Raw genomic sequence first — 25,087 nt, 5'->3', positions numbered from 1 at the left:
TGGTCAGCCAGATCGAAACGAGCCGAAGCCGCTATCGGGAGTGCGTTCTCACTTGAGGATCTCGCTCCGCCAGAAGGTGTTGCCGTCGGGGACGGTCTCGTGGTCGTCGAAGAAGGTGACGAGCGCCTGTGCGGCTGCCGCGGCGTCCGGGAAGCGACGCCCCTCCATCGGTCCCCGGGTGATCTCGAGCATCCCTGAGGCCGGATCGAGGCGCCCCTGCACGCGATACCCGCCGATGTCCGCCACCACTGCGCGTCGCTCGTCGACGACCTCGGGTTCCGCGACCGTACGTACGACCGGACGTTCGGCGCGGGCCCGCGCAGCCGGTACCGGAGTCGCGTCGTGGTCGGGATCCTTGACCGCGTCGAGACCGAGCAGGTCCCAATGGTCGTGCCCGTGAACAACATTGCTGCGCTGGATGGGATGACTGCCGGTCGGGGTGCGGCCGGGGCGGTCGGCGAGCCAGAGCGCGACCTCCTCCTCGATCCCCGCTTCGATGTCCTCCGCGTCCACCACGTAGAACTCCGGTACCGCGGGCGCGAGATCCACGAAGACCCAATGCGACACGCCTGCACCGTCGGCGGCGGGAACCCCGTCCCGGCGTCGCGCGAGCCACGGATCGCTCGCCGTCGAGCACACCCGCACCACACGTTCGGATCCGTCCGCGCCCTGTACGCGGACGTCGCGTTGTCCTGGGATCGGCTCGGCGCGGCCGCCGCGCGCCAGAACCTCGGCCACGAAGGCCACGACTCCCTGCCGAACGATGTCCCCCATCTCGACTCCTCTTCTCGGTGCGCACATCGAGCGGTGACTCGGGATCGACGCGCGATGTGCCCACGTCCTGCGCGGTCTCGTCGAGACCGGAGGTCTGCTGCGACCATACGTTGCTACGAGCGGAAGAAGAACCGTCTGTGACCGATCACCGGAAAGCATCACCCTTCGTGGTGAGCGCCTTGACCCGTTCGACGATGCGGTCCTGCAGCTTGGACGGGGTACGCCAGCGCATCGCGAGCTTGTCGTAGTCCATGGCGTGCTCGGCGATGATGTCCTTGAGCTGTTCGACCCCGAGGGACGACAGTCTCTCCCGGAGAGTCGCCTCCCCGCTCTCGCGGTACACCACGAACGGGTCGAAGGCCCCGGGTGCGCGCCGGCTGCGACGCGCCGAGGTTCGGGCCGCGGCGGGCCGCGCAACAGGAGTGGGAGCAGGGATCGGAGCACTCGGGTCCGCGGTGACCGAGAGCGCTCCCGCGAGTGCCTTTGCGAAGCGCGGCGTGCGTGCGGCCTCGTCTGCGATCACCTGGACGAGAGCGACGAGCGAGCCGGCCGTACCGGGGGCCGCCTCGTCGAGCCGGAGCAGTGCCGAGCTCGCCTCGCCGATGCGCACCCGCAGACGCGCCTGTGCCATGTCGGTATCGGTGCCGGGATTCGTCACAGGTACACCTGCGCATTCATCATGATCGTCTCGGTGAGGATCCGCAGTGCGTCGTACTGACCGGTGTTGCCGTACTTGCGCTTGAGCGTGCCGTAGGGCACGAACTCGGCGGACGCCGCGATCTGGTTGGCCTCGGGCACCCAGGCGGGAACGACGTTCGCAATGCGCTCATCGCGCTGGAGTTGTTCGATGATCGTGCGGTGCAGATTCGAGGCACTGCGATATTTCGTGATGACGAGGCCGATCTCCCGCACCGAGTGTCCGGTCCGCTTCGCGAATTGCTGGATCTTCGTCTGCAGCGGCGGAATTCCGTAGGTGGACAGGATGTCGGGAATCGTGGGGATGAGATAGCCGTCGGCGAGACGCAACCCGTTGAGGGTGAGGATCCCGAGATTCGGCGGGCAGTCGATCAGGATGTAGTCGTACCGGTCGGCGATGGGCCGGACAGCGGAGAGAAGTACCTCGACGGGACGGTGCGAGCCGGGATCGGCGTACTGCTGGTGGGTGAGGCCTTCCTGGATGTCCATGAGATCCAGGGACGACGCGAGCAGGTCGAGATCGCGGACCGCACGTACGGGTGAGACGCCCTTCTGGACGGCCTTCTCGATGTCGAACGCGTCGGCGTCGGGTGTGATCGCCTTGTTGAAGAGCGTCGCGAGGGTCAGACCGAGCTCGTTCAGTTCATGCCAGCGCTCCTCCCCCACCATCATCGTGGTGAGGTTGGTCTGCGGGTCGAGATCGATCATGAGCACCCGCTGCCCGAACTCCGCCGCCATGAACTCGCCCAGCGCGGCCGTCGTCGTGGTCTTGCCGACGCCACCCTTCAGGTTGATCGTCGCGATTACCCGTGCCACCCCACACCTCTTCGGGAAAGAAATTCACTACTCGTTGTTGCGAGCAAAACTACCCGAAGGCGGACATACGGGGCAGCCGGGTGGCAGCTGCCGGATCAGCGGCCCCTCGACTCGACCGCGAGGCGGGGCATGCCGGCGAGCTCGTCGGGCGTGACGTACGAATCGGAGGTCGCGAACCCGCTCAGATACAGCGGTGGCTCGAGGTCGGCGACCGCGCGCACGATCTTCCCCTCCGAGACGAAGACGATGAGTCCTTCGGCATCGGATCCCGGCATGTTCCGCCAAGTGACCCCCGGTGTGTGCATCACGCGGTTGAGTTCGCTCATCAGCACCGGGACACGGAAGTAGTACATGCGGTCCCACGACTCGATACCCGCTGCGGCCGCGACCTCCCCGAGCGTGCGGGACTGCCCGGAGACGAGCACCGATTCGAACTCGGCCTCGAGCCTCGGGTCGTCGACGACGGACACGCTCGTCGCTCCCGAACAACCCGAGACCGCCAGCGCCGCAGCGACAGCCAGCGCAAAACCAGTACGCACGAACCGCGACGCCACCGCGCCCCCCCTGTGTATCGACCCCCGATAGGACGCGAGGAAGCTACCACCGGTTCGGACAAATGCACCAGTGAAGCCGGTCACTTTTCACGAGTTCGGGGATCCGGCCCGAAGCACAGCCGAATCGATGTGACCGATGACAGTAACTCCGAGTTACTCCTTTGCGGTGAGCTCGGCGATGTCCGTCCACAGAGCACTGCGGAGCGCGACCATCGGTTCGGCCGCAGCGCCGAGCTGGTCGCCGACGAAATCGGTGTTCTCGGCAGACAACTCGCGCGCGCCCGACCTGCCGATCAGATCGTCGATCCGCTGGTCGAGGCTTGCGGTGCGCTGCGCGATGTGCGCGAGATGCAGATGGTCCTCCGCCCGCGTGAGCAGGTCTCCGATACGCGCGAGCGCGGTGACCCGCGCCAGGATCTGATCCCATACCGGTTCGAGCGCTGCCACACGGGATTCGAGACCGGACCGCGCCTCCGGTGCCGATCGGATCGCGGACTGCAGCTCGTCGAGCAGGTCGCGCAGGGCGACGGTGTCCACCGCGATCTGGGTGAGTTCCTCGGCGAGGTCGAGCTGAGCTCGTTGAACCTCGAAGTACCCCGAACGCCACGCGGCCGACGCCTCGATGCGGTCGTACAGGGACCCGGCGAGGAAGAGCAGTGTGTCGTAGCGGTCGACGAAGCGGTCGTCGCCGGAGGGCACCTCACGCCCGAGCCGCTCGGCGACGCGGCGACCCGCCTCGGCCAGCGGAGTGCGCTCGGACCAGCGACCCACGCGGTCGACGGCGACACCGAGCACCATCCCCCGGGCCTGTTCGACGGGCGCGACGGGCAGGGGCGCGGGGGTGCGTTGCAGTGCGGCGAACAGTGCCTCGCGTTGTTCGATCTCGAGGTGCAGGCCGTCGCGTCGGTCGCGGCGCACGGCGCGGACGCCCTGGGCGTAGTGCAGCGGTGAGTGCACGACGGTCTGCCGCGCCCCCCGGATGCGTTTGCCGAGTTCGTTGGCCCGGTATTCGAGTGCGAGTCGCGCGGCACCGGGACGCAGACCGTCGATGCGTGCACGGAGGCGGGCGTGCTCGTCGGACAGCCGGCGCAACTCACCGAAGCCGTCGAGGGAAGGCAGTCGACGCCCGGCCCGCCGGCGGTTCGCCAGCACCGCACGTGCCGATTCGTCGAGGTAGCCGGCGGCCAGTGCGACCGCCGCGGCATCCGACAGCGGAGCGTGCCCGCCCTCGATGCTGCCGGTCTCGCACCACCGGCGGACCTGCCCGGCGATGCGCGTCCGCCGGTCCACCGACGGGATGTCCCGGCCGGGCGCGTCGTCGCGCCCCGGGAGGTGGGGTCGATCGGCTTCGGACACGGGGATCCTCCTCGCGGCTCGTCCGCAGGCATGTACCGTCCACTGTTCCAGATTCGGCGCGGGCTCGGAGAAATGCCCGGTAACGGCCCCGATCCCGCGCGTTCGACGGTCACGATCCGACACGTCCACGGCCGCGCTCCGGTTCGGTTGAGACCTTCACCTTTTCGCCCCTCGTGATGGATGTCACAGCATTGTCGGGGCAACTCCGAACGATTTGTCCGATCCTGGATCGCGCCCGCTCCGGGGCGCGCGAGAACCGGTGCGTACCAGCGGAAACGAGGGGACGCCGGAGACGGGTCCCTGACCCCTCCGGAAGTTACCGATCGGTGTTACTGCACAGTACCGGCGGCGTCCGGGACCGGAGACCCCCTCGCCGGCACCCACTCCCGAGCGAAAGCCTCTGCGCGCGAATGCCTGTGAGAGAAGCCGGCCACGAGAAGGCCGCCGATCGCCCCGTATGGAAGCAAAACGTGACAAACCCTCATGTTTCCTCCATGCTGTTATCCGAACGGAGCCTTCGCCCAGGGGGACGTGACCGTCGCAACCGACGGCCGTAGCTGCGGAGACCTGTTCGAAACGGTCCTTCGGACACCGCGGATGTTGCCCGGTGGATCGACGACGAACACGCATGCCCATGCCAACCACGAGGAGCCGACCGCTACATGTTCCCGCTCGCGTCGCCAACACGAGACGTGGGACGTAGGACCGGTTAGTTTGTCCTCCTCATTGGGGTGGAGCTTCGAGACGCGCGCCCGATGCGTGCACAAACCATGGAGAACGGTGGCAACGAGTATGTTCAAGCGGATCGCAGTGGTCAATCGTGGTGAGGCGGCCGTACGCCTCATCCGGGCAGTCCGGGAGCTCAACTCCGAGCACGGTTACGACATCAGGACGATCGCTCTGCACACCGACGCCGAACGACGGGCGATGTTCGTCCGTCAGGCCGACGAAGGAGTGACCCTCCGTCCGTCGACGACGGCGGCGACCCCCTACATCGATCATGCAGAACTCGAGCGCGCGCTCCTCGAGGCGAAGGCCGACGCCGTGTGGGTCGGCTGGGGCTTCGTCGCCGAGGATCCCGCCTTCGCCGAGCTGTGCGCCCGCCTCGGGATCACCTTCATCGGCCCCTCCGCCGACGCCATGCGCCTGCTCGGCGACAAGGTCGAGGCGAAGCTCCTCGCCGAGAAGGTCGGCGTTCCCGTCGCACCGTGGTCCGGTGGACCGGTCGATTCCCGCGCCGACGCGCGCCGTCACGCGCAGGCCATCGGCTACCCGCTGATCATCAAGGCCCGCTCCGGCGGCGGTGGCCGCGGCATCCGCAAGGTCTACGCCGAGGACGAGCTCGAGCTCGCCCTCGAGCGCACCCAGGGTGAGGCCGAGCGTTCCTTCGGCGACCCCGTCGTGTTCATCGAGCGTCTCGTCACCGACGCGCGCCACGTCGAGGTCCAGGTCATCGCCGACAAGCACGGCAACGTGTGGGCCCCGGGCGTGCGCGACTGCTCGATCCAGCGCAAGAACCAGAAGGTCATCGAGGAATCCGCTTCGCCGCTGCTCACCAGGGAGCAGTCCGACCACCTGCGCGCGGTCTCGGCCGATCTCGTCCGTGCCGCCGGCTACGCCGGTGCCGGTACCGTCGAGTACCTCTACCAGCCCGACCTGAAGATCTTCACCTTCCTCGAGGTCAACACCCGCCTGCAGGTCGAGCACCCCATCACCGAGGCCACGACCGGCATCGACCTCGTGAAGCTGCAGATCCTCGTCGCCTCCGGGGAGAAGCTGCCCGGCGAGTGCCCCTCCGAGTTCGGTCACGCCGTCGAGGCGCGCCTGAACGCCGAGGATGCCGCCAACGGCTTCGCGCCCGCCCCCGGCACCGTGCAGCTGCTGAAGTTCCCGCTCGGCTCCGGCCTGCGTGTCGATACCGGAATCGCCCAGGGCGACGTCATCCCGCCCGACTACGACTCGATGGTCGCCAAGATCATCGCGTGGGGCCGCGACCGCGACGAGGCACTCGCCCGCCTGCGCACCGCTCTGCGCGAGACCACCGTCGTCCTCGACGGCGGCACGACCACCAAGTCGTTCCTGCTCGATCTGCTCGATCGTTCCGAGGTCATCGATGCCTCCGCCGACACCGGCTGGCTCGACCGCACCGGTGCCGGCACCGAGACCGGTCCGTCCAAGGTCGCCGACGTCGCACTCATCGCGACCGCTGTCGACGTCTACGACACCGACGAGGCCCGCGAGCGCTCCGCCTTCCTCGCCTCGGCCCGCGGCGGTCGCCCGCGTGCCGGACACGCCGTCGGACGCAAGATCGAGCTGAGCTACCAGGGCCAGGCCTACGAACTCGTCGTCGGCCAGGTCGGCCCGCACCGCTACCGTGTCGACACCGGTTCTGCCGAGTTCGACGTCGACGTCGAGCGGCTGGGCGACTACGAGTCGCGCCTGACCCTCGGCGGACACCGCCACAACGTGGTCTCGATCGCCGGTCCCGCCCACTTCCTCGTCGAGGTCGACGGCATCAGCCACCAGATCAGCCAGGACGAGGCCGGCGTGGTGCGCACCCCTGCCCCGGCCGTGGTCGTCGCGGTTCCTGTCGCCGTGGGTGACGAGGTCGAGGCCGGCCAGACGCTCGTCGTGCTCGAGTCGATGAAGATGGAGACCGCGGTCCGCGCTCCCTTCGCCGGCAAGGTCCGCGAGATCCTCGCCGTCGTCAATGCGCAGGTCGACGCGGGCGCCCCGCTCCTGCGGGTCGACCAGATCGTCGAGGAGGTCGTCACCGAGACCGTCGAGCGTGTGGAGTTCGCCGCACCGGCACCCTCGGTCAGCGACGACGTCGCGGCCGACGCTCTCGCCCGTCTCGACTCGCTCGCCGCTCTGGTCACCGGATACGACGTGTCCGCCAAGCGCACCGCGGCCCTGCTCGCCGAATACGAGCGTCTGTCCGGCTCCGTCGACTCGTGCGCGCTCGTCCGCGCCGAGCTCGCGCTGCTGACGACCTTCGCGGACGTGTGCGAACTGTCGCGCAACCGTCCGACCGAGGAGGAGAAGAACAGCGACGACCGGGTCCATAGCCCCCGCGAGTTCTTCCACGGCTACCTGCAGTCGCTCGACGTCGAGGTCGGGGGTCTGCCCGACAGCTTCCGCGCACGTCTCGCCCGCGCCCTGCGGCACTACGACGTCCTCGAACTCGATCGCACCCCGGAGCTCGAGGAGGCCGTCTACCGGTTGTTCCTCGCGCTCGAGCGCATCGAGGCCCACGTCCCCGTGGTCACCTCGCTGCTCGACCGCTGGGTCGAGCGCGACGACACCGAGGTGGGGATCTCCCACGAGCTCAACGAGGTCCTCGACCGGCTGATCGTCGCGACCCAGGTCCGCTTCCCGGTCATCGGTGACACCGCCCGCAACCTGCGGTACCGGTACTTCGAGGAGCCGGTGATCCGCAAGGCCCGCGAGCAGGTCTACGACGGGGTCCGCGGTTCGCTCGCGTACCTCGCCGAGCATCCGCAGGCGACGGACTACGCGCAGCGCATCGATTCGCTGGTCGCCACGCCCGAGCCGCTGATCGATCTTCTCGCACAGCAGATCACGCGTCCGGAGTCCGTTCCGGGCCCGCTGCTCGAGGTCATCGTCCGACGGGCGTACAAGATCCGCACCCTCGAGGACGTGCGTTCGTCCACGGTCGGCGGGCATCAGTTCGTCACCGGCAACTTCGATCTGCGCGGCACACGTCTGTACCTGATGTCCGCGGAGGCTCCGCAGGCGGAGTTCGCGTCGCTGCTCGACGCCGTCGAGGAGTCGGCGGCTTCGGTTCCCGACACGAAGAACCTCGTGATCGACCTGTACCTCGCGTGGGACGACGCTCCGGCCGATGCCGACGCCCAGGCCGACGCGCTGCGCGCCGAACTCGCCGCACGCCCGGTGACCGGTGCGGCCCGTCGCGTGACGGTGACGGTCTGCCACACCGACACGGCAGAAGAGCACGTGTTCACCTTCCGCCCCTACGAGACCGGGTACGCGGAAGAGGCCAACATCCGCGACATCCACCCACTCACGGGTCAGCGTCTGGATCTGTGGCGCCTGAAGAACTTCGACGGCACCCGCCTGCCCGCCAACCCGGACACCTACCTGTATCACCTGGTGTCGCAGGACAATCCGTCCGACGAGCGGTTCATCGCCCTCGCCGAGGTGCGCGACCTGACGCCGCAGCGCGACGAGTCCGGCCGCATCGTCGGACTGCCGGCCTTCGAACGTGCTCTCGCGAGCTCGCTCGACGGCATGCGCCGCGCCCAGGCCAACCGCGGAGGGCGACGTCTCGACGCGAACCGCGTGGTGCTCTACGTGTGGCCCGCCGTCGATCTCGACATGGAGGATCTGCGCCGCATCGGCCGCAACGCCGCGCCGCTGACCGTGGGCGCCGGTCTCGAGGAGATCACCGTCATCGGGTCGTGGCGTGATCGCCAGGACGAGCCGGCACGCGAGGTCGCCCTGCGCTTCTCGTACCGCTCCGGTGCGGGCGTCATCGTGCGGGTCACCGAGCCGCCGAAGGAGCCGCTGAAGCCGCTCGACGAGTACACCCAGAAGGTCCAGCGGTCCCGTGCCCGCGGCACCGTCTACCCGTACGAGCTGATCCCGCTGCTCACCGGCAGCGAGGGCACCTTCGTCGAGTACGACTTCGACGAGCAGGGCGCCCTCGTGCCCGTCGACCGCCCCTACGGCCGCAACACCGCGGGTCTGATCGTCGGTGTCGTCGACACCCCGACCCCGCGCTACCCCGAGGGCATGAAGCGCGTCGCGCTGTTCGGTGATCCCACGAAGGCGCTGGGCACCGTCGCGGAGGCCGAGTGCTCCCGCGTGGTCGCCGCGATCGACCTGGCGGAGAGCCTCGATGCCCCCGTCGAGTGGTTCGCGCTGTCATCCGGCGCGACGATCTCCATGGACTCGGGCACCGAGAACATGGACTGGGTGTCGCGCGGTCTGCGCCGCATCATCACGTTCACGCAGAACGGCGGCGAGATCAACGTCGTGGTCACCGGCATCAACGTCGGCGCGCAGCCGTACTGGAACGCCGAGGCGACGATGCTCATGCACACCAAGGGCATCCTCGTGATGACCCCGGACAGCGCCATGGTGCTCACCGGCAAGCAGTCGCTCGACTACTCGGGTGGCGTCTCCGCCGAGGACAACTTCGGTATCGGTGGCTACGACCGCGTCATGGGCCCCAACGGTCAGGCGCAGTACTGGGCTCCCAACCTCAGTGCCGCCATCGAGACGCTGTTCGCGCACTATGCCCACGCCTACGTCGCGCCGGGCGAGCGCTTCCCGCGCAAGGCCACGTCCACCGACCCGGTCGACCGCAACGTGTGCGTGTACCCGCACGTGCATCCGTCCAGCGACTTCACCACCGTGGGCGACATCTTCTCGTCCGAGACCAACCCGGATCGCAAGAAGCCGTTCGACATCCGCACGGTGATGCGTTCGGTGGTCGACCAGGACCACGCCGTGCTCGAGCGGTGGGCCGACATGGCCGACGCCGATACCTCGGTCGTGTTCGACGCACATCTGGGTGGAAACCCGGTGACGGTCATCGGCATCGAGTCCCGCGCGATCCCGCGCAAGGGCTGGTTCCCGGCCGACGGACCGGACCAGTGGACCTCGGGCACGCTGTTCCCCAAGTCGTCGAAGAAGACGGCGCGGGCGATCAACGCGGCGAGCGGCAACCGCCCGCTCGTGGTGCTCGCCAACCTGTCGGGCTTCGACGGCTCCCCCGAGTCGCTGCGCAACCTGCAGCTCGAGTACGGCGCCGAGATCGGCCGGGCGATCGTCAACTTCGACGGTCCGATCGTGTTCGTCGTGGTCTCCCGCTACCACGGTGGTGCCTTCGTGGTGTTCTCGGGCGCATTGAACGAGAACATGGAAGTCCTCGCCGTGGAGGGTTCGTTCGCCTCGGTGCTCGGTGGCGCTCCGGCGGCCGCGGTGGTCTTCACCCGCGACGTCAACAAGCGCACCGCGAGCGATCCGCGGGTCGTGGAACTCGAGGCCCAGCTGCGGGCCGCCGAGGACGGCGACAAGGCACGACTGGGCGTCGAGCTCACCGCTCTGCGCACCGCGGTGCGGTCGGAGAAGCTCGGTGAGGTGGCAGCCGAGTTCGAGGCGATCCACAACATCCAGCGCGCACAGCAGGTCGGCTCGGTCGACGCGATCGTGCCGGCGGTCGAGCTGCGGCCGCAGATCATCGCGGCCGTCGAGCGCGGCATGGCACGCACGCTCGCGTAACCCACGCAAGTAGAGCGAGACCCCACCGGAACACTTCCGGTGGGGTCTCGTCGTCGTGGGGCCGTCGTGCGGGTCGGTCGTCGTGATCGTCGTCCCGGTCGTCGTGGTCGTCGTCCCGGTCGTCGTCGTGCAGGTTGTCGCAGCGGTCGTCCCACGTCGTAGAAGTCCTCGACGTGGTCCGCCGCCGTGTCCTCCCAGTCCTCGAACCCACGCGTCGCACGTCGTGACGTCGATGTAGGGGATGTCGGTGGGCCGAAGATGACGAAATCTTCATCCGAGACGCGTACGGATCCACTCGACCAGGATCCGGGCCACCTCGTGAGGAGCCTCCGGGACGAGGGCGTGCCCGCACCCCGGCACGACGGCCGTGGAGACGAGTCCGCTTCCGAACTCCTCGACGAGCTCGCCCCGGGTCTCCGCGGGCCGGAAGACGTCCTCTCCCGCCTGTACGTCGAGCAGAGGTGACGGTGCCACCGTCCACCACGATTCCTTGTCGGTCGCGGCCATCGCTGCCCGCTGCGAGACGATCGCGTCGGGCCACCACCCGTCGAGCCACACCGCCGGATCGTGCCCTTCGGCGAAGAAGACGTCGCGCAGGTGCACGAGCCGTTCGTCGTCGGGCAGCGACAGGGCGGAGCACTTGGCGACACGCTCGGTCAGCGAGGCCGGGAACCGGCGGGCGCCGGCGGCGAGCACGGCGACCCCCCGGACGAGTTCGGGCCGGTCCGCGGCGAGCACCCGGGCCACGTAGTGCCCGAACGCATGACCGGCCACCACGGCGGGTGCGGCGTCGAAGTGCTCGATGACGGCGGCGACGTCGCCCGCGAGATCATGGAGGTCGAGGTCGGTCATGGGTCCGCGGCTGCTACCGATACCTCGGGGTTGCGGTCGCAGAGCGGTGAATCCCGCTGCCGCGAGGTCGCTTGCGATCGGATCGAATTCGTAGGAATCGCGTCCGAGGGAGGGAAGGAGGACGACTGCCGGTCCTTCCCCGTCGAGACGCACCTCGAGTTCGGCCACCGGTGTTTCGACGAGACGAATGCTGCTCACGGGGCCATCCTCTCATCGCCGGAAGAGCTGTGCTTCGACACAATCACCCGGCATGGTGTCGAGAATCACACCGATGCGAGGTGTGGCGCGTTTTCGAACGGGGAATGCAGGGAGGCTCGTCTCGATTGCAGTCCGGCGGCACGGAGTGCGCCCCTCCCCGAGGAACGCCCGGCGACAGCCTCCGCACACGATTCGTCGCAGAATCCGTTCTACTGCAACATATTTCGCAGTCGCTCACGAAACAGCTTCTCGTTCATGCCATGTGCACACAGTCGTACCTGACTTGCCGGTAGTACGTTGTGCCATTCTGGAACACTCGCATTCGTGCAGGCTGTACGTCCATGACGGGTACGGACATTCAGCATGTTCGTACCGCGCGGTAACCCATTTTTCCGACCGCATTCCATTGCAGTACATGCTTTCTCGATTCAACCGGACAAATCGGCGCGATTTCGGAGTCCGAATTGTTCCTGGTGACAACATGATCGAGGTGGTGCATGATTGTTGCTGCAGGGAGTTACGAGCCAACGGAGGCTCGTATTCAGGGGACACGCGTTCGAGTCAGGGGGATTCGAAACGTGCTCCTCCACAGGGAAATCAACGCGCAGGGGGCGTTTGTGCGACGTCGGCGAACAGCCGCGCCCGTCGCCCCCTCGCACAGCGAGGAGATCAGCATGACCAGCACCATCGAACCCACTTCGCAGATCGCTGCCGGCGGAAACAAGCTCCGCGGACGCGTCGCCTTCGTCACCGGCGGCACGCGCGGCATCGGTGCGGCGATCAGCCGCAGCCTGGCGAGCCAGGGCGCCACTGTCGCCGCAGGTTACGGACGCAACACGGCTCAGGCGGATCAGTTCCTCGCAGACCTGAACGAGAAGGGCCGCAAGGACGTCCGTTACTCGGTGCACCGCGGCGACGTCGCGAACGCCGACGACTGCCGCCGCACCATCGATGAGGTCATCGAAACGCACGGTCGCCTCGACATCCTGGTCAACAACGCCGGCATCACCATCGACCGCACGGTGCTGAAGATGCAGGACGAGGACTGGGACACCGTCCTCGGCGTGAACCTCTCGGGCGCGTTCTACCTGGCACAAGCCGCACTGCGGCACATGCTCGAGCGCGGCACCGGACGCATCGTCAACGTCTCCTCCGTCATCGGCGAGACCGGCAACATCGGCCAGGCCAACTACGCGGCGTCGAAGGCCGGCCTGTTCGGTCTCACCAAGACCCTCGCCAAGGAAGCGGCCTTCTACCTGGCCAAGAACGACAAGCTGGACCCGAACGGCATCGGCGTCACCGTCAACACCGTCACCCCGGGCTTCGTCGCCACCGAGATGGTCGAATCCATCCCCGAGAAGGTTCTCGCGCGCATCACCGACACCATCCCCGTGAAGCGACTCGCCGACCCCCAGGAGATCGCCCGGGTCGTGCACTTCCTCGCCGCGGACGCCTCCTCGTACATCACCGGTCAGGTGTGGGGCGTCAACGGCGGCCTGGACATGTGATCCGGCCTTCCCACCACAACTTCGAATCGAACGGTCCTTCTCGCACATGCAGCCCTTCGAGCTCAATCGGCACGGCCGAATCGTCTTCCCCTCCAATTTTATTCCCGAACTCGACTTCTCCACACTGAGCAGCGTCGACCACCTCGACGCCGTCATCCGCCGCGACTTCGACACCAAGGCGCCCACAGTCTCGGAGATCCTCGCCCGACACGAACTGGGTAACTACGGTTCGAAGTTCGAGATCATGCGGGACATGGCTCTGAACGTCTTCTGGGCCGACCGATTCCCGCTGATGATGTTCGAGCGGCGCGTCATCCGCTGGGGCGACGTTCCCCGCAACCGCGACGACGTCTACATGCCTCGCCTGACTCCCTGGCCCGAGGCCGAAGAGCGGTTGGATGCGGTCGAGGAGGCCTACCGCGCTCTCCCCCGCGCATGGGACAGTGCCGCCGAGGACCGCATCTTCGATCGGCTCTTCGCGGTCTTCGGTTCGCGCCGTCACTTCGCCGGCGACCTTCCCACGGTCAAACCGACCGTGCCGCAACTGCTCTCCGATCCGGAGAACATCACCCTGCGCGTTCACCACTACGATCCGAACCACCCCGTCTTCGGATACGACGAGATCCTCGACTGCCACGAGGACGTCGCCGAACTCGAGGCCCTGAGCCGCTGGTCGATGGTTCTGCACAACCAGCAGCCCTGGGACGGAAGCGAAACCGAACTCGTCCGGGTCGCGGACCTGAAGGACGACGACTACGTCGTGGCGTCCCATCCGCGCAATCGCGAGGTCCAGCGGTTCATCAACCGCGTCATGTCGGGCAAGATCCGCAAGGCCACCTCGTACACCCGGCACGAACCGGTGGCCCCGTCTGCGCCCTACCCGGCCGTCGACGTGCGCTCGGAGTTCGCGATCGCACCGCGCATCGACGCGATCGCGGTCGCGCACGGCGACCAGGTGTGCACCAACGAGGACCTGATCCGCAACACCGCCTACAACTGGTCGCCCATGTCGGCCGACGAGATCACGGCCAAGACCGGGATCGAGCAGCGCCGGTACACCTCGGGAACCTTCGAGGACCTGGCCCTGACGGCGGCGAAGCAGGCGGTCGCCCACGCCGGTGTCGGCCCGCAGGACATCGGCGCGGTCATCACCTGCACGTGCACGAGCGGCCGGCTGATCCCGTCGCTGGCCACATGGATCTCGGGCGAACTGGGCATCGGGCAGACCCATACCTCGTTCGACCTGATCGCGGCGTGCGCGGGAATGCCCTACGGCCTGGCCGAGGCGACCCGGATCCTGCAGCAGGTCAAGCGCCCCGTCCTCGTGGTGTGCGTCGAGAAGTTCTCGGACAAGATCGGCACCGTCCGGCCGTCCCGGATGATCTTCGGTGACGGCGCCGCGGCGATGGTCATCTCGCCGGCCACCGAGGGCGAGGCACCCGACCTCGAGTTCTTCAACAGCTACGCGAGCGGCCCGACGAGCGAGGTCAACTCGATCATCTGGCCGAATCCGGACTTCGACAACTTCATCACGGTCTACGGACCCGAGGTGAAGACGCTCGCCGGTCGCTATCTGACGCAGATGCTCGACGAGATCAAGGCCATTCCGTCCCCCGACGACGCCGAGCGTTCGCTGCTCGACGACATCGATCTCATCGTTCCCCACCAGGCGAACAAGACGATGGTCATCGAGCTGGCCGCGAACGCCGGACTCTCGGCCGACCGGTTGTACTTCAACATCGAGAAGGTCGGCAACACGTCGTCGGCGAGCATCCCGCTCGCGATCCACGACGCCGTCCGCGAGGGGGTCATCACCGAACCGGTGCGCATCTTCGCTCCCGGCTTCGGCGCCGGAGCGGTGGCGGGGTACACCGTCATGCGGGTCGACCCGAAGGTGGTCGTGCCGTTCGAGGAGACCACCGCCGGCTGAGCCGGCAGATGATGACCGCCGGCTGAGCCGGCAGATGGACCGACGCCGGCTGATCCCGGCGTACGACAGGCATCCGGGCCGTCCCCCGGCAGGCCCGGAGTACATCGGCCCGTTCGCGACATCCGGTCGCGAGCGGGCCGATCGTCGTCTGCGACCTGGCGACGTAACATCCGCGACATCCAGGCCGACATTTCGTTCGGATCCGGCAAATCGGATCCGGACGAAGTACAGAAAGGCCTCGCGCATGAAGTTCCGCCGCATCGTCGCTGCGACGCTGGGGTGTGTGGCTCTGACGGTCGCCGCACCCTCGACCGCCAGCGCCTTCCCTCTCGTGGACCTGCTCCCGAAGGGCATCGCCGATCTCGTTCCGAGCGGATCGTTCAATCCGTTCGCTCCGCCGCCGGCGCCTGTTCCGGCTCCCCCGGCCGCGCCTGCACCTCAGGCGGCTCCGCAGGTCGCACCGGCTCCCCCGGCTCCCCGTCCGGCTCCGTCCGCACCGAGCGGCGGGTTCAAGAACTGCACCGAGGCATGGAACGCGGGCGCTGCTCCGGTCCACCGCAACGACCCCGGATACGCTCCGCGTCTCGACCGCGACAACGACGGGATCGGTTGCGAGCGCGATCCGCGCTGATCGGTCCGTCCGATGAACGGGCGAAGGCCCTTCCATCCTCCAGGGGACGGAAGGGCCTTCGCCCGTTCGTACGTGCAGGAACCTCAGAGCCACCGCGGCGGCGTGAGTTCTCCGCCGGCGACGCCGACGGCTCCGCGACCGGCCGCCCAGCGGACGACACCGGCGAGATCGCCTCGGACGGTGTGGGTGGTCTCGGCGTCGCCGTTCACCCGGACCGCGTCGCGTCCCTCGACCTCGAGCGCGATGCCCGCACCGAGGTCCTTCTTGCGCCACATTCCGACGATGTCGTCGAGCAGCGAGTCGAGGACGACGGGCGGGAAGTCGCCGAAGCGTCCACCGTTGTCGAGATCGACGGCGTGGATCCACACTTCGCGCGTGCGCATCCAGGCGGTCTCCTCGGCCGGCACGAGCCGGCCCTGTGCGGTGCGCACCTGCGCCTGCCACGCGGTCTCCGGCAGGTGCCGCCACTTCTCGTCGAGACGGGCGACGGTGTGCGAGAACAGGTTCCGCAGAGCGGCGGGATTCAGGGTCGCGCCCTCGGCGATCTCCTGTGCCCGCTGCTCGGTGGAGGAGTACATCGGTGTCTCGACACCGGTCGCCGCCCAGTCCATGAGCCGGCACAGCGCTGCCGCGTTGTAGCCGATGTGCGCGACGAGATGCCGGCGCGTCCACCCCTCGAGCAGGGTGGGACCGTCGAGTTCGTCGTCGGTCAGCTCGGCCAGGCGCTGCGACAGGTACGCCGTGCCCCGGCGGGCGATGAGGAGTCGCTCGGACAGGTCGAGATCGTTGAATCCCACGGTCGGCTTCTCCTACTTGATGATCGTCTTGTTCCGGACGGTGCCGAGGCCCTCGATGGTGACCTCGCAGACCTCGCCGTTGCCGATGTACCGCGCGGGCTTGCGGGCGTGGCCGACACCGCCGGTGGTGCCGGTGATGATGACGTCGCCGGGCTGCAGGGTCACGATGTGCGAGATGTAGTCGACGAGCTTGGCCGGGGTGAAGACCAGGTCGTTGGTGTTCGACGACTGCATGACCTCACCCTCGAGGCGGGTCTCGATGGCGGTGCCGAGCTGGTAGTCGGTGTCGAGGAAGGGACCGAAACCGCTGGTCTTCTCGAAGGTCTTGCCCTGATCCCACTGCAGCGTGCGGTACTGGTAGTCGCGCATCGTGTAGTCGTTGATCACGGAGTAGCCGGCGATGTACTCGGCGGCGTCGGCCTCGGAGACCTGGTAGGCCTGCTTGCCGATGACCACGGCGAGCTCGGCTTCCCAGTCGAGCTGCGAACCTGCGTAGGCGGGAACGACCACGTCGTCGTAGGGGCCGGTGAGGGCTTCCTTGAACTTCGAGAACAGGGTCGGGTACTCCGGCAGGTCGCGGCCCATCTCCTTGATGTGGGTCGCGTAGTTCAGGCCGACGCACACGATCTTGCCCGGGGCGGGGACGACCGGGGCGTAGTCGGCGGAGCCGAGGTCGACGGTCTTTCCGGATGCCTGCTCGGCGACCGACTTCCAGTTCTGATCGGCGAGCAGTGCGGACAGGTCGGCGTAGCCGTCGATGACGGTGGCGCTGGAGTCGCTGTCGACGCGGACGGCGGCGGTGCCGCCGTCGAGGCGGAGGGTGGCGAGACGCATGGGGTTCAGGCTCCTTCGGAGATGATGGTGCGGTTGAAGTGCAGACGTTCGACGATCGGCGCGTCGGAGAAGGCGAAGAGATCGACACCCTTGTCGGTCTCGAGCGACCACTCGACCCAGGACGGGACGACGATCATGTCGCCCTTGGTGACGTCGTGACTCTTGTCTGCGAGATGGAAGCGGCCCTCACCGTCGAAGACCTGGAAGACCACGGATCCGACGTCGCGGCGGGCGCGGGTGTGCGCGCCGGCGCGCAGTCGGTGGAACTCGGCGCGGATCGTCGGCATGACGTCGCCGCCGGTGGTGGGGTTGGTGTAGCGGACTGCGGCGTGGCCGGGTTCCGGGGTGGCGGCGTAACCCTCGTCCTCGAGGGCGAGCTGCTCGTTCAGCGCGCGGTCGGTGTGCTCCCAGCGGTAGCACGCGATCGGCGAGCTGGTCTTGCGGTCGAGACCCACGAGCGGGCGCAGACCGGGGTGGACCCACAGTCGCTCGGACCGGGAGATGTCCGGGGTGCCCTCGTCGGTGACACCGTCGGAGCCGAACTCGAAGAACCCGGTGTCGGTGTAGTGCACGAACGGGATGTCGAGGCCGTCGATCCACGCCATCGGCCGATCGGTCTCGTTGTGGTGACCGTGGAAGTTCCAGCCCGGGGTGAGCAGGAAGTCGCCGCGGCGCATGGCAACCGGGTCTCCGTTGACCACGGTCCACACGCCCTCACCCTCGACGACGAAGCGGAAGGCGTTCTGGGAGTGCCGGTGCTCGGGAGCGGTTTCCTTCGGGCCGAGGTACTGGATCGCCGCCCACAGCGTGGGGGTGACGTACGGGACGCCACCGAGACCCGGGTTCGCGAGCGCGATGGCGCGACGCTCACCGCCGCGGCCGACCGGCACGAGATCTCCGGCGCGCTGGGCCAGCGGGTACAGCGTCGACCACTTCCAGACGAAGGGGACGGCCTTGGACGTCGGGACCATCGGCATCAGGTCGCCGATCTGGGTCCACAACGGGTTGAGGTGTTCGGTCTCGAAGTCGTCGTACAGCTTCTGGAGCTCGGGATCGACAGGCTCGGTGGCAGTCATGAAATCTCCTTGTCCGGCGTTGTCTCCAAACTAGGGGCGCCGGAACCGGGGAATCCATCTATTTCTGCACAGTGGAATTCGGGACGTCCGGACCGGCGATATCGGCGACGTCGACCTCGATGCCCCGCACCGCCGCCTGCATCTGCGCGACCAGCCTTCCGCGCAGATGCTGCCGGTAGCGGGTGACCGGCACGGCTACCGTCAGGGCACCGATCGCAGTGCCCCGGCCGTTGCGGATCGCCACCCCGATCGCCGCGACACCCTCCTCCGTCTGCTCGACGTTGACCGCGAAACCCAGCTTGCGTGCCGCCTCGAGTTCGTGCGCGAACTCCTCGAACTCCCCGATGGCCATCCGGCGGTCGGTCGCGTAGGCGGGGCTCGGCCCCTGACTGATGTGGGGCTCGTCCGCGGGTCGCAGATAGAGCTGTTCGAGCACCGCACGGGGAAGCTCGGCGAGCAGGATCCGTCCGCCCGCGGTGAGCTCGGCGGGGAGCACCTGACCTCGGCGATCGCCCACACGCAGGATCGATGCCGCCTCCGCCGTCCACAGGAAACGCGCCTGCGAGCCCACCCGGATCACGAGGTTGACGGTCTCGTCGGCGAGCGTGGCGAGAGCTTCCATGTGCGGGCGACAGAGGTCGGTGAAGTCCCGCGTCCACCCCTGACTGGCCGGGCCGACGCCGAGCGCCGGCCCCGGGTGGTACATCCGTTTCTCGTCCTGCACGGCGAAGCCGCGATAGACGAGCATCGCCAGCAGACGGTGCGCGGTGGACGGCGCCGTGCCGAGTTCCGCGGCCGCGTCCTTGAGCCGGATCGCACCCGCATCGCGGAGCAACTGCAGCAGCCGCAACGCGTTGTCGACCGACTCGAGCATGTAGGTCGGCTTGCGGATCGTGCCCATCGGCTTATTCTGCATAGCAGAACTTTATTGCATCGCCGGGCGGCGCGCGCCCACCGTTGAAGAATGCATCTGGAGAACGAGGCTTCACCGACGCGGGCCGGAGGCAACATCACACTCCCCCGTGCTCACGTCATGGCGGTGATCGTCTGCTGGCTGTTCGTCGTGTTCGACGGCTACGACCTCATCGTCTACGGCAACGTCATATCGAGCCTCCAGGGCGAGTGGGGCATCAGCGCCTCCACCGCCGGTACCCTCGGAAGCCTGGCGTTCGTGGGCATGATGATCGGCGCGGTCCTCGCCGGCCGGCTCTCCGACGCGATCGGACGCAAGAACGCCGTCATCGGCTGCGTCGTCGTCCTCTCCGTCTTCACCGCCCTGTGCGCGGTGGCACCCGGGCCCGTGATCTTCGGTCTCCTGCGCCTCGTCGCCGGTATCGGACTCGGCGGACTCGTACCGACGTCGAACGCTCTTGCCGCCGAACTGGTGCCGGACAAGTGGCGCGCCGCGGTCGCGACGATGATGATGTCGGGCGTCCCGATCGGCGGCTCGATCGCCGCCCTCATCGGCATCCCGGTCATCCCCAACTGGGGCTGGCGCCCGATGTTCGCTTTCGCGCTGATCCCCCTGCTCGTCCTCGTCCCGCTGGCGATCAAGGTGCTGCCGAAGCACGCCGTCTCGAACGCCCATCCGGACAACTCCGCGGGTGGTTTCAAGGAACTGCTCGGCTCGCGTTTCCGCACCATCAGCATCATGTTCGCGGCCGTCACCGTCGTGACCCTGCTCGCCTGGTACGGCCTCGGCACCTGGCTGCCCAAGCTCATGCAGGGCGAGGGCACCGATCTCGGCAACGCCCTCACGTTCTCCCTGGCCCTGAACCTCGGCGCCGTCGCCGGTTCGTTCATCACCGCCTGGGGCGGCGTCCGCTGGGGTTCGGTCCCCACCAGCATCATCGCCGCGCTCATCGCCGGCGTCGCCCTGCTGACCCTGCTGCTCGACCCGCCGGTCGCCGCGGTCTACCTGATCTTCGTCCTCGCAGGTGTGGGCACCCACGGCACGCAGGCACTGATCATCGCCGCGGTCGCGTCCTACTATCCCGACCACCTGCGCGGTACCGCCCTCGGCTGGGCCCTCGGCGTCGGACGCATCGGTGCCGTCGCGGCCCCGCAGATCGGTGGCTGGCTGCTCGCCGCCGGCCTCGGTGCCCACTCGAACTTCGTCCTCTTCGGTGTCAGCGCCCTGATCTCGTCGCTGCTGCTGACGGTGATCTGGAAGAAGTTCCCCGCACGCCACGAATCGCTCCGCCCGGTCTCCGCTCACTGATCACACCGCGGTCGATCGCGCCGCGATCGATACGCGCTGACCGCGCCCCGTTCCCCTCTGCTTCACACGATCCGAAGGAGTGTCATGTCCGATCTGAAGGACGCTCGAGTTCTCATTGCCGGTGGCGGCATCGGCGGTGTCGCCAATGCCCTCGCTCTCGCGCAGAAGGGCGCCCAGGTCACGCTGTTCGAGCGTGCCCCCGAGTTCGGTGAGGTGGGCGCAGGACTCCAGATCGGCCCGCACGGCTCGCGCATCCTGCAGTCGCTCGGTGTCTACGACGAGGTCATCGCGAAGGGCGTGCTGCCCAAGAACCTCGTCTTCCGTGACGCCGTGACCGCGGAGATCCTCACGAAGGTCGATCTCGGACGCGACTACCAGCAGCACTACGGCGGTGTGTACTTCGTCGTGCACCGCTCGGATCTGCACTCGGTGCTCGTCGAGGCGGCCCGCAAGGCCGGAGCGGATCTGCGGACGAACTCCACGGTGACCGACGTGGTCACCGAGGGCGACACCGTGCGGGTGATCCTGGAGAACGGTGAGGAGCACGTCGGCGACGTCGCACTCGGCATGGACGGCCTGCACTCGCGCCTGCGTCCGAAGCTGTCCGACGACCAGCCCGTCGGCTCGGGTTACGTCGCCTTCCGCGGCACCTTCCCGATGAACGAGGTTCCGCTCGAGGAAGAGATCGAGGACGTCGTGGGCTACATCGGCCCGCGTTGCCACTTCATCCAGTATCCGCTGCGCCAGGGCGAGATGCTCAACCAGGTGGCGGTCTTCCAGTCCCCCGCATTCCTCCGCGGTGAGGAGAAGTGGGGCAGTCCCGAGGAACTCGCGCACGCCTACGACCACTGCCACGAGAGCGTGCAGACCGCACTGAAGTACCTGTGGACCGATCGCTGGTGGCCGATGTTCGACCGCAACCCGATCGACAACTGGGTCGACGGCCGGATGATCCTGCTCGGCGACGCCGCGCACCCGCCGCTGCAGTACCTCGCCTCCGGTGCCGTCATGGCGCTCGAGGATGCGAAGTGCTTCGCCGACTACGCTGCCGAGGACCTGCAGGGCGACAGCGCGAACTGGCCGAAGATCCTGAAGGACGTCAACGCCGAACGGGCACCGCGCTGCAACCGGATCCTCACCACCGGCCGGATGTGGGGCGATCTGTGGCATCTCGACGGTGCCGGCCGTGAGGCCCGCAACGAACTGTTCCGCATCCGCGACACCTCGAGCTACAAGTACACCGACTGGCTGTGGGGCTACAGCTCCGACCGCAACCGCTGAGGTCGTCTCCTCCGCACCGAATGCCGCTCCCGATCACGCCGATCGGGGGCGGCATTCGCCGTATGCGGGTCGCGCCCCTCGCGGCGCACGGTTCACCGCCGGTCGTTCGGGGCATGCTGCAGGGGTACCGCACATCATCGTCAGGAGGGCCCATGGCACGAATCGCACTCTTCGGAGGACACGGCAAGGTCGCCTTGCATCTCGAGCGGTTGCTGGCCGACGCCGGTCACGAGACCAGTGCGTTCATCCGCAATCCCGACCACGCCGACGACATACGCGCAGCCGGCGCCACACCCGTGGTGGCCGATGTCGAGAAACTCGGCATCGCCGAGATCACCGATCTGGTGCGCGGCCACGACGCGGTCGTCTGGTCGGCAGGAGCGGGTGGAGGGGATCCGGCTCGCACCTACGCGGTCGACCGCGATGCGGCGATAGCGTCGATGACCGCAGCGCAGGAGGCCGGTGTACGCCGGTACGTGATGGTGTCGTATTTCGGATCCCGTCCCGATCACGGAGTCCCCGAGGACAACCCCTTCCATGCCTACGCCGAAGCGAAGGCGGCCGCGGACACCCATCTGCGCGGGACCGATCTCGAGTGGACGATCCTCGGCCCCAGCGCGCTGACCCTCGACCCGCCCACCGGCCGGATCGAGATCGAGGGATACGGGGCGAGCAAGGGGAGCCAGGTCTCGCGCGCCGATGTCGCCGCCGTCATCGCGGCCGTGCTCGAGCGCCCGGGAACGTCAGGTCGCACGATCGAGTTCAACAACGGGGACGTCCCCATCGACGACGCGCTCGATGCCCTCCGGTAGAGCGGATACGTCGGAAGTCGTACACCGATCACGATCTCGGGTGGACGACCGCGACCCGCTCGGCTCCTAGCGTCGATCCCATGACCACACTTCCCGCGGTGAACCCCCGTATCGCGCTGAGCGCGGCCTATTCCTGCGTCGCGCTCATCGCATTCGGGGGCATTCTCGCCGAGACGATCATCCTGTATCCCAACGTCTTCCACGACCCGCCGGGATCTCTCGATCAGGCGGTCCGGTTCTTCTCGCAGACCGGCCCGGCCGATTTCTTCCCACCCATGGGGGCGCTCACCGTCGGCCTCGGTCTGGCCGCCCTCGTCGCCGTCCGCCGCGACCGGGTGGCACGCAGATGGATCACGGCGAGCGTGACCGTCCTGCTGCTGGGGGAATTCGCCTTCTCCGCCCTCTACTTCTGGCCCCGCAACACGATCATGTTCGACGAGGGAATCGCGGTGCATTCCGCGGAGACACTGCGCCGGGTGGCGGTCGAGTTCGAAACCGGACACCTGGTCCGGCTCGCGATGAGCGGGGTCACCGCCGCGCTCGCGTTCGGCGGCCTGTACCGGGTGCTCACCTCCGCTGCACCCGCCGGCATCGGAAAGCCGGCCACCGGAGGCGGCGTTCGGATCGCCCGTCCCACTGCCGAGCGGTAACGTCGCCGACGTGAGGTCTGCGCACGCGCAGCGGTGGTCGACGCGCTCCTCGCGGCAGCGGTCTTCGTCGTCCTCGTCGGTGCGATCGTCGCCGATCTCGGAGGCGATCCCACCGCACCGGTGCCGCTCGCCTACGGCCTCGCCGCACTCGTCGCCGGTGCGATCCTGTTCCGCCGGAGGCATCCGGTCGCGGTGCTGCTCTTCACCGCCGTCGTGCTCGTCGGGTATTACAGCCTGTCGCTGCCACCCATCGGTCTGGCCGTTCCGCTCGCGGTGGCGTTGTACTCCGCCGCGGAACGGGAACACGTGCGCTGGGCCGTGGCGGTCGCCGTCACGCTGATCGTGCTGTCGACGAGTGTGCGGTGGGCGCAGGGCGACGACCCCGCCTATCTCCTCGGCTTCGAGGTGGGGGGACAGGCCGGTCTGATGGTCGCGGTGATCGCACTGGGCGACGGTGTCCGCGCGCGACGGGCCCTCCGCGCGGAGATGGTGCGGCGGGAACACGCGGCACGACTCGAACGCGAGCACGAGACCGCGCGGCGGGTCGAGCGGGAGCGGGTGGAGATCGCCCGCGACCTGCACGACCTGCTGGCACACACGGTCTCGGTGATCTCGCTGCACGCCGGTGTCGCGGCGGAGGCGATGGAGGACGATCCGCTTCTGGCCCGGCGGTCGCTGGTCGCGGTACGCACCTGTTGTTCGCGTGCCGTGGACGAACTCCACGCCACGGTCGAAGCTCTCCGCTCCCCCGACGATTCCCGTCGCGCCCCGACGCCTTCGCTCGCACAACTTCCCCACCTTCTCGACACGGTGGCCGCTGCGGGGGTCGATGTGCGCCTCGAACGCGACCACCCGGCCGACGACCTTCCCTCGGTCGTCGCCGCGACCGCCTATCGTGTGGTGCAGGAAGCGCTGAGCAACGTCCTCAGACATGCCGATGCCACGAAGGCTGTTGTGGGGCTGTCTCTTCGGGACGACGTCCTCACCGTGAGCGTGGAGGACGACGGTCGCGGACCGGGCGAGGACGGCTCGACCGGCTGGGGACTCGCCGGTATGCGGGAACGCGTCGGCCTGCTCGGCGGGACGATCGAGACCGGACGGGCCGACCGCGGGGGTTTTCTCGTGGCCGCGCGGATCCCGGCGGGGGGCCGGTCGTGATCAGGGTGGTGATCGTCGACGATCAGGCCCTCGTCCGGGAAGGGCTGCGTGCGCTGCTCGATCGCGCCGCCGATATCGAGGTGGTGGGCGAGGCTGCCGACGGGGACGACGCGGTGCGGGTGGTCGCGCGTACGGCACCGGATGTGGTGCTCATGGACATCCGGATGCCGGGGGCCGACGGGATCACCGCCACGCGGCGGATCGTCGGTGCCGCCTCGTCGGCCGGGACACGAGTGGTCGTGCTGACCACCTTCGACAGCGAGGACAACATTCTCGACGCGATCGGCGCGGGCGCCGTCGGATTCCTCGTGAAGAACTCCGCCCCCGAGGAACTCCGCGCCGCGGTCCGCACCGTCGCGGACGGCGACGCGATGCTCTCCCCGACGGTCACCCGCCGGGTCATGCAGGCGGCTGCGCGCAGTCCCCGGGTACGGGACACGCGGGCACTGGACGTGCTCACCGAGCGTGAACGCGAGATCCTCGCGGAGATCGGCTCGGGTCTGTCGAACGACGAGATCGGGCGCAAGTTGTTCATCAGTCCTGCGACGGTACGGACCCACGTCACCCGGATCCTCGCGAAACTCCGGGCACGGGACCGGGCCAATCTCGTCGCACTCGCCTTCCGCACCGGGCTGGTCTCCCCGACCGATCCGTGAGAGCCGTTCGCCCCGGC

At 68.1% G+C, this 25,087-nt stretch carries 20 protein-coding genes; 10 read left to right on the top strand and 10 right to left on the bottom strand.

The window, feature by feature from the left end:
* Window positions 1-48 precede the first annotated feature (48 nt).
* From AC0LPE_RS07250 to AC0LPE_RS07230, 5 genes are all read right to left on the bottom strand, one after another.
* The gene (locus tag AC0LPE_RS07250) at window positions 49-774 is read right to left on the bottom strand and encodes a hypothetical protein (RefSeq protein WP_490605904.1); all 726 of its coding nucleotides are present in this window, start codon (window positions 772-774) and stop codon (window positions 49-51) included.
* 145 nt (window positions 775-919) lie between these two features.
* Window positions 920-1,432 carry a hypothetical protein gene (locus tag AC0LPE_RS07245; protein ID WP_490605903.1) on the bottom strand — a complete coding sequence of 171 codons (513 nt, stop codon included), beginning with the start codon at window positions 1,430-1,432 and terminating at the stop codon, window positions 920-922.
* Entirely contained in the window at window positions 1,429-2,286 is an 858-nt protein-coding gene (locus AC0LPE_RS07240) for a ParA family protein (RefSeq protein WP_490605902.1), read from the bottom strand. The genes AC0LPE_RS07245 and AC0LPE_RS07240 overlap by 4 nt, the downstream gene beginning before the upstream one ends.
* Before the next feature lie 95 nt (window positions 2,287-2,381).
* A complete protein-coding gene (locus AC0LPE_RS07235; protein ID WP_229567615.1) occupies window positions 2,382-2,825 on the bottom strand; it encodes a hypothetical protein in 444 nt (147 codons plus the stop codon).
* Between the two features lie 168 nt (window positions 2,826-2,993).
* Window positions 2,994-4,196 carry a hypothetical protein gene (locus tag AC0LPE_RS07230; protein ID WP_160874732.1) on the bottom strand — a complete coding sequence of 401 codons (1,203 nt, stop codon included), beginning with the start codon at window positions 4,194-4,196 and terminating at the stop codon, window positions 2,994-2,996.
* Window positions 4,197-4,988: 792 nt separating this feature from the next.
* On the opposite strand from AC0LPE_RS07230, the gene AC0LPE_RS07225 reads away from it, so the two are divergent.
* Complete coding sequence (locus tag AC0LPE_RS07225) at window positions 4,989-10,466, top strand: ATP-binding protein (protein WP_490606321.1); 5,478 nt, start codon at window positions 4,989-4,991, stop codon at window positions 10,464-10,466.
* 270 nt (window positions 10,467-10,736) lie between these two features.
* Here AC0LPE_RS07225 and AC0LPE_RS07220 read toward each other — a convergent pair whose 3' ends face one another.
* Window positions 10,737-11,516, bottom strand: coding sequence for an alpha/beta fold hydrolase (locus AC0LPE_RS07220; protein WP_490605901.1), 780 nt, complete (start codon window positions 11,514-11,516; stop codon window positions 10,737-10,739).
* 674 nt (window positions 11,517-12,190) lie between these two features.
* On the opposite strand from AC0LPE_RS07220, the gene AC0LPE_RS07215 reads away from it, so the two are divergent.
* The 3 genes from AC0LPE_RS07215 (at window position 12,191) to AC0LPE_RS07205 (ending at window position 15,585) form a co-directional block, all read left to right on the top strand.
* Entirely contained in the window at window positions 12,191-13,024 is an 834-nt protein-coding gene (locus AC0LPE_RS07215; protein WP_145692618.1) for a 3-oxoacyl-ACP reductase family protein, read from the top strand.
* Window positions 13,025-13,070: 46 nt separating this feature from the next.
* Window positions 13,071-14,954 carry a ketoacyl-ACP synthase III gene (locus AC0LPE_RS07210; RefSeq protein WP_490605900.1) on the top strand — a complete coding sequence of 628 codons (1,884 nt, stop codon included), beginning with the start codon at window positions 13,071-13,073 and terminating at the stop codon, window positions 14,952-14,954.
* A 244-nt stretch (window positions 14,955-15,198) separates the two neighbouring features.
* Entirely contained in the window at window positions 15,199-15,585 is a 387-nt protein-coding gene (locus tag AC0LPE_RS07205) for an excalibur calcium-binding domain-containing protein (protein ID WP_016694206.1), read from the top strand.
* A gap of 83 nt (window positions 15,586-15,668) precedes the next feature.
* Here AC0LPE_RS07205 and AC0LPE_RS07200 read toward each other — a convergent pair whose 3' ends face one another.
* The 4 genes from AC0LPE_RS07200 to AC0LPE_RS07185 are packed head-to-tail and all read right to left on the bottom strand — an operon-like array spanning window position 15,669 to window position 19,208.
* Window positions 15,669-16,382 carry a maleylpyruvate isomerase family mycothiol-dependent enzyme gene (locus tag AC0LPE_RS07200; RefSeq protein ID WP_160874738.1) on the bottom strand — a complete coding sequence of 238 codons (714 nt, stop codon included), beginning with the start codon at window positions 16,380-16,382 and terminating at the stop codon, window positions 15,669-15,671.
* 12 nt (window positions 16,383-16,394) lie between these two features.
* Window positions 16,395-17,216, bottom strand: a complete 822-nt coding sequence (locus AC0LPE_RS07195) for a fumarylacetoacetate hydrolase family protein (protein WP_016695623.1) — start codon at window positions 17,214-17,216, stop codon at window positions 16,395-16,397.
* Window positions 17,217-17,221: 5 nt separating this feature from the next.
* Entirely contained in the window at window positions 17,222-18,292 is a 1,071-nt protein-coding gene (locus AC0LPE_RS07190) for a cupin domain-containing protein (protein WP_016695624.1), read from the bottom strand.
* 58 nt (window positions 18,293-18,350) lie between these two features.
* Window positions 18,351-19,208 (bottom strand): IclR family transcriptional regulator, encoded by an 858-nt coding sequence (locus AC0LPE_RS07185; RefSeq protein ID WP_160874742.1) that lies wholly within the window; start codon window positions 19,206-19,208, stop codon window positions 18,351-18,353.
* Window positions 19,209-19,325: 117 nt separating this feature from the next.
* Between AC0LPE_RS07185 and AC0LPE_RS07180 the strand changes: the two genes are divergently transcribed.
* From AC0LPE_RS07180 to AC0LPE_RS07155, 6 genes are all read left to right on the top strand, one after another.
* Window positions 19,326-20,513 (top strand): MFS transporter, encoded by a 1,188-nt coding sequence (locus AC0LPE_RS07180; RefSeq protein WP_129977702.1) that lies wholly within the window; start codon window positions 19,326-19,328, stop codon window positions 20,511-20,513.
* Window positions 20,514-20,597: 84 nt separating this feature from the next.
* A complete protein-coding gene (locus AC0LPE_RS07175; protein ID WP_490605899.1) occupies window positions 20,598-21,794 on the top strand; it encodes an FAD-dependent monooxygenase in 1,197 nt (398 codons plus the stop codon).
* A gap of 152 nt (window positions 21,795-21,946) precedes the next feature.
* Window positions 21,947-22,606 (top strand): SDR family oxidoreductase, encoded by a 660-nt coding sequence (locus tag AC0LPE_RS07170; RefSeq protein WP_490605898.1) that lies wholly within the window; start codon window positions 21,947-21,949, stop codon window positions 22,604-22,606.
* Between the two features lie 80 nt (window positions 22,607-22,686).
* Entirely contained in the window at window positions 22,687-23,256 is a 570-nt protein-coding gene (locus AC0LPE_RS07165; RefSeq protein WP_490605897.1) for a DUF1772 domain-containing protein, read from the top strand.
* A gap of 33 nt (window positions 23,257-23,289) precedes the next feature.
* Window positions 23,290-24,414 carry a sensor histidine kinase gene (locus tag AC0LPE_RS07160; protein ID WP_490605896.1) on the top strand — a complete coding sequence of 375 codons (1,125 nt, stop codon included), beginning with the start codon at window positions 23,290-23,292 and terminating at the stop codon, window positions 24,412-24,414.
* Window positions 24,411-25,070, top strand: a complete 660-nt coding sequence (locus tag AC0LPE_RS07155; RefSeq protein WP_308196976.1) for a response regulator transcription factor — start codon at window positions 24,411-24,413, stop codon at window positions 25,068-25,070. The genes AC0LPE_RS07160 and AC0LPE_RS07155 overlap by 4 nt, the downstream gene beginning before the upstream one ends.
* Window positions 25,071-25,087: the final 17 nt, after the last annotated feature.

The sequence above is a fragment of the Rhodococcus sp. S3 genome (genome assembly GCF_058211795.1).
This window is presented reverse-complemented; position numbering and strand designations above follow the sequence as displayed.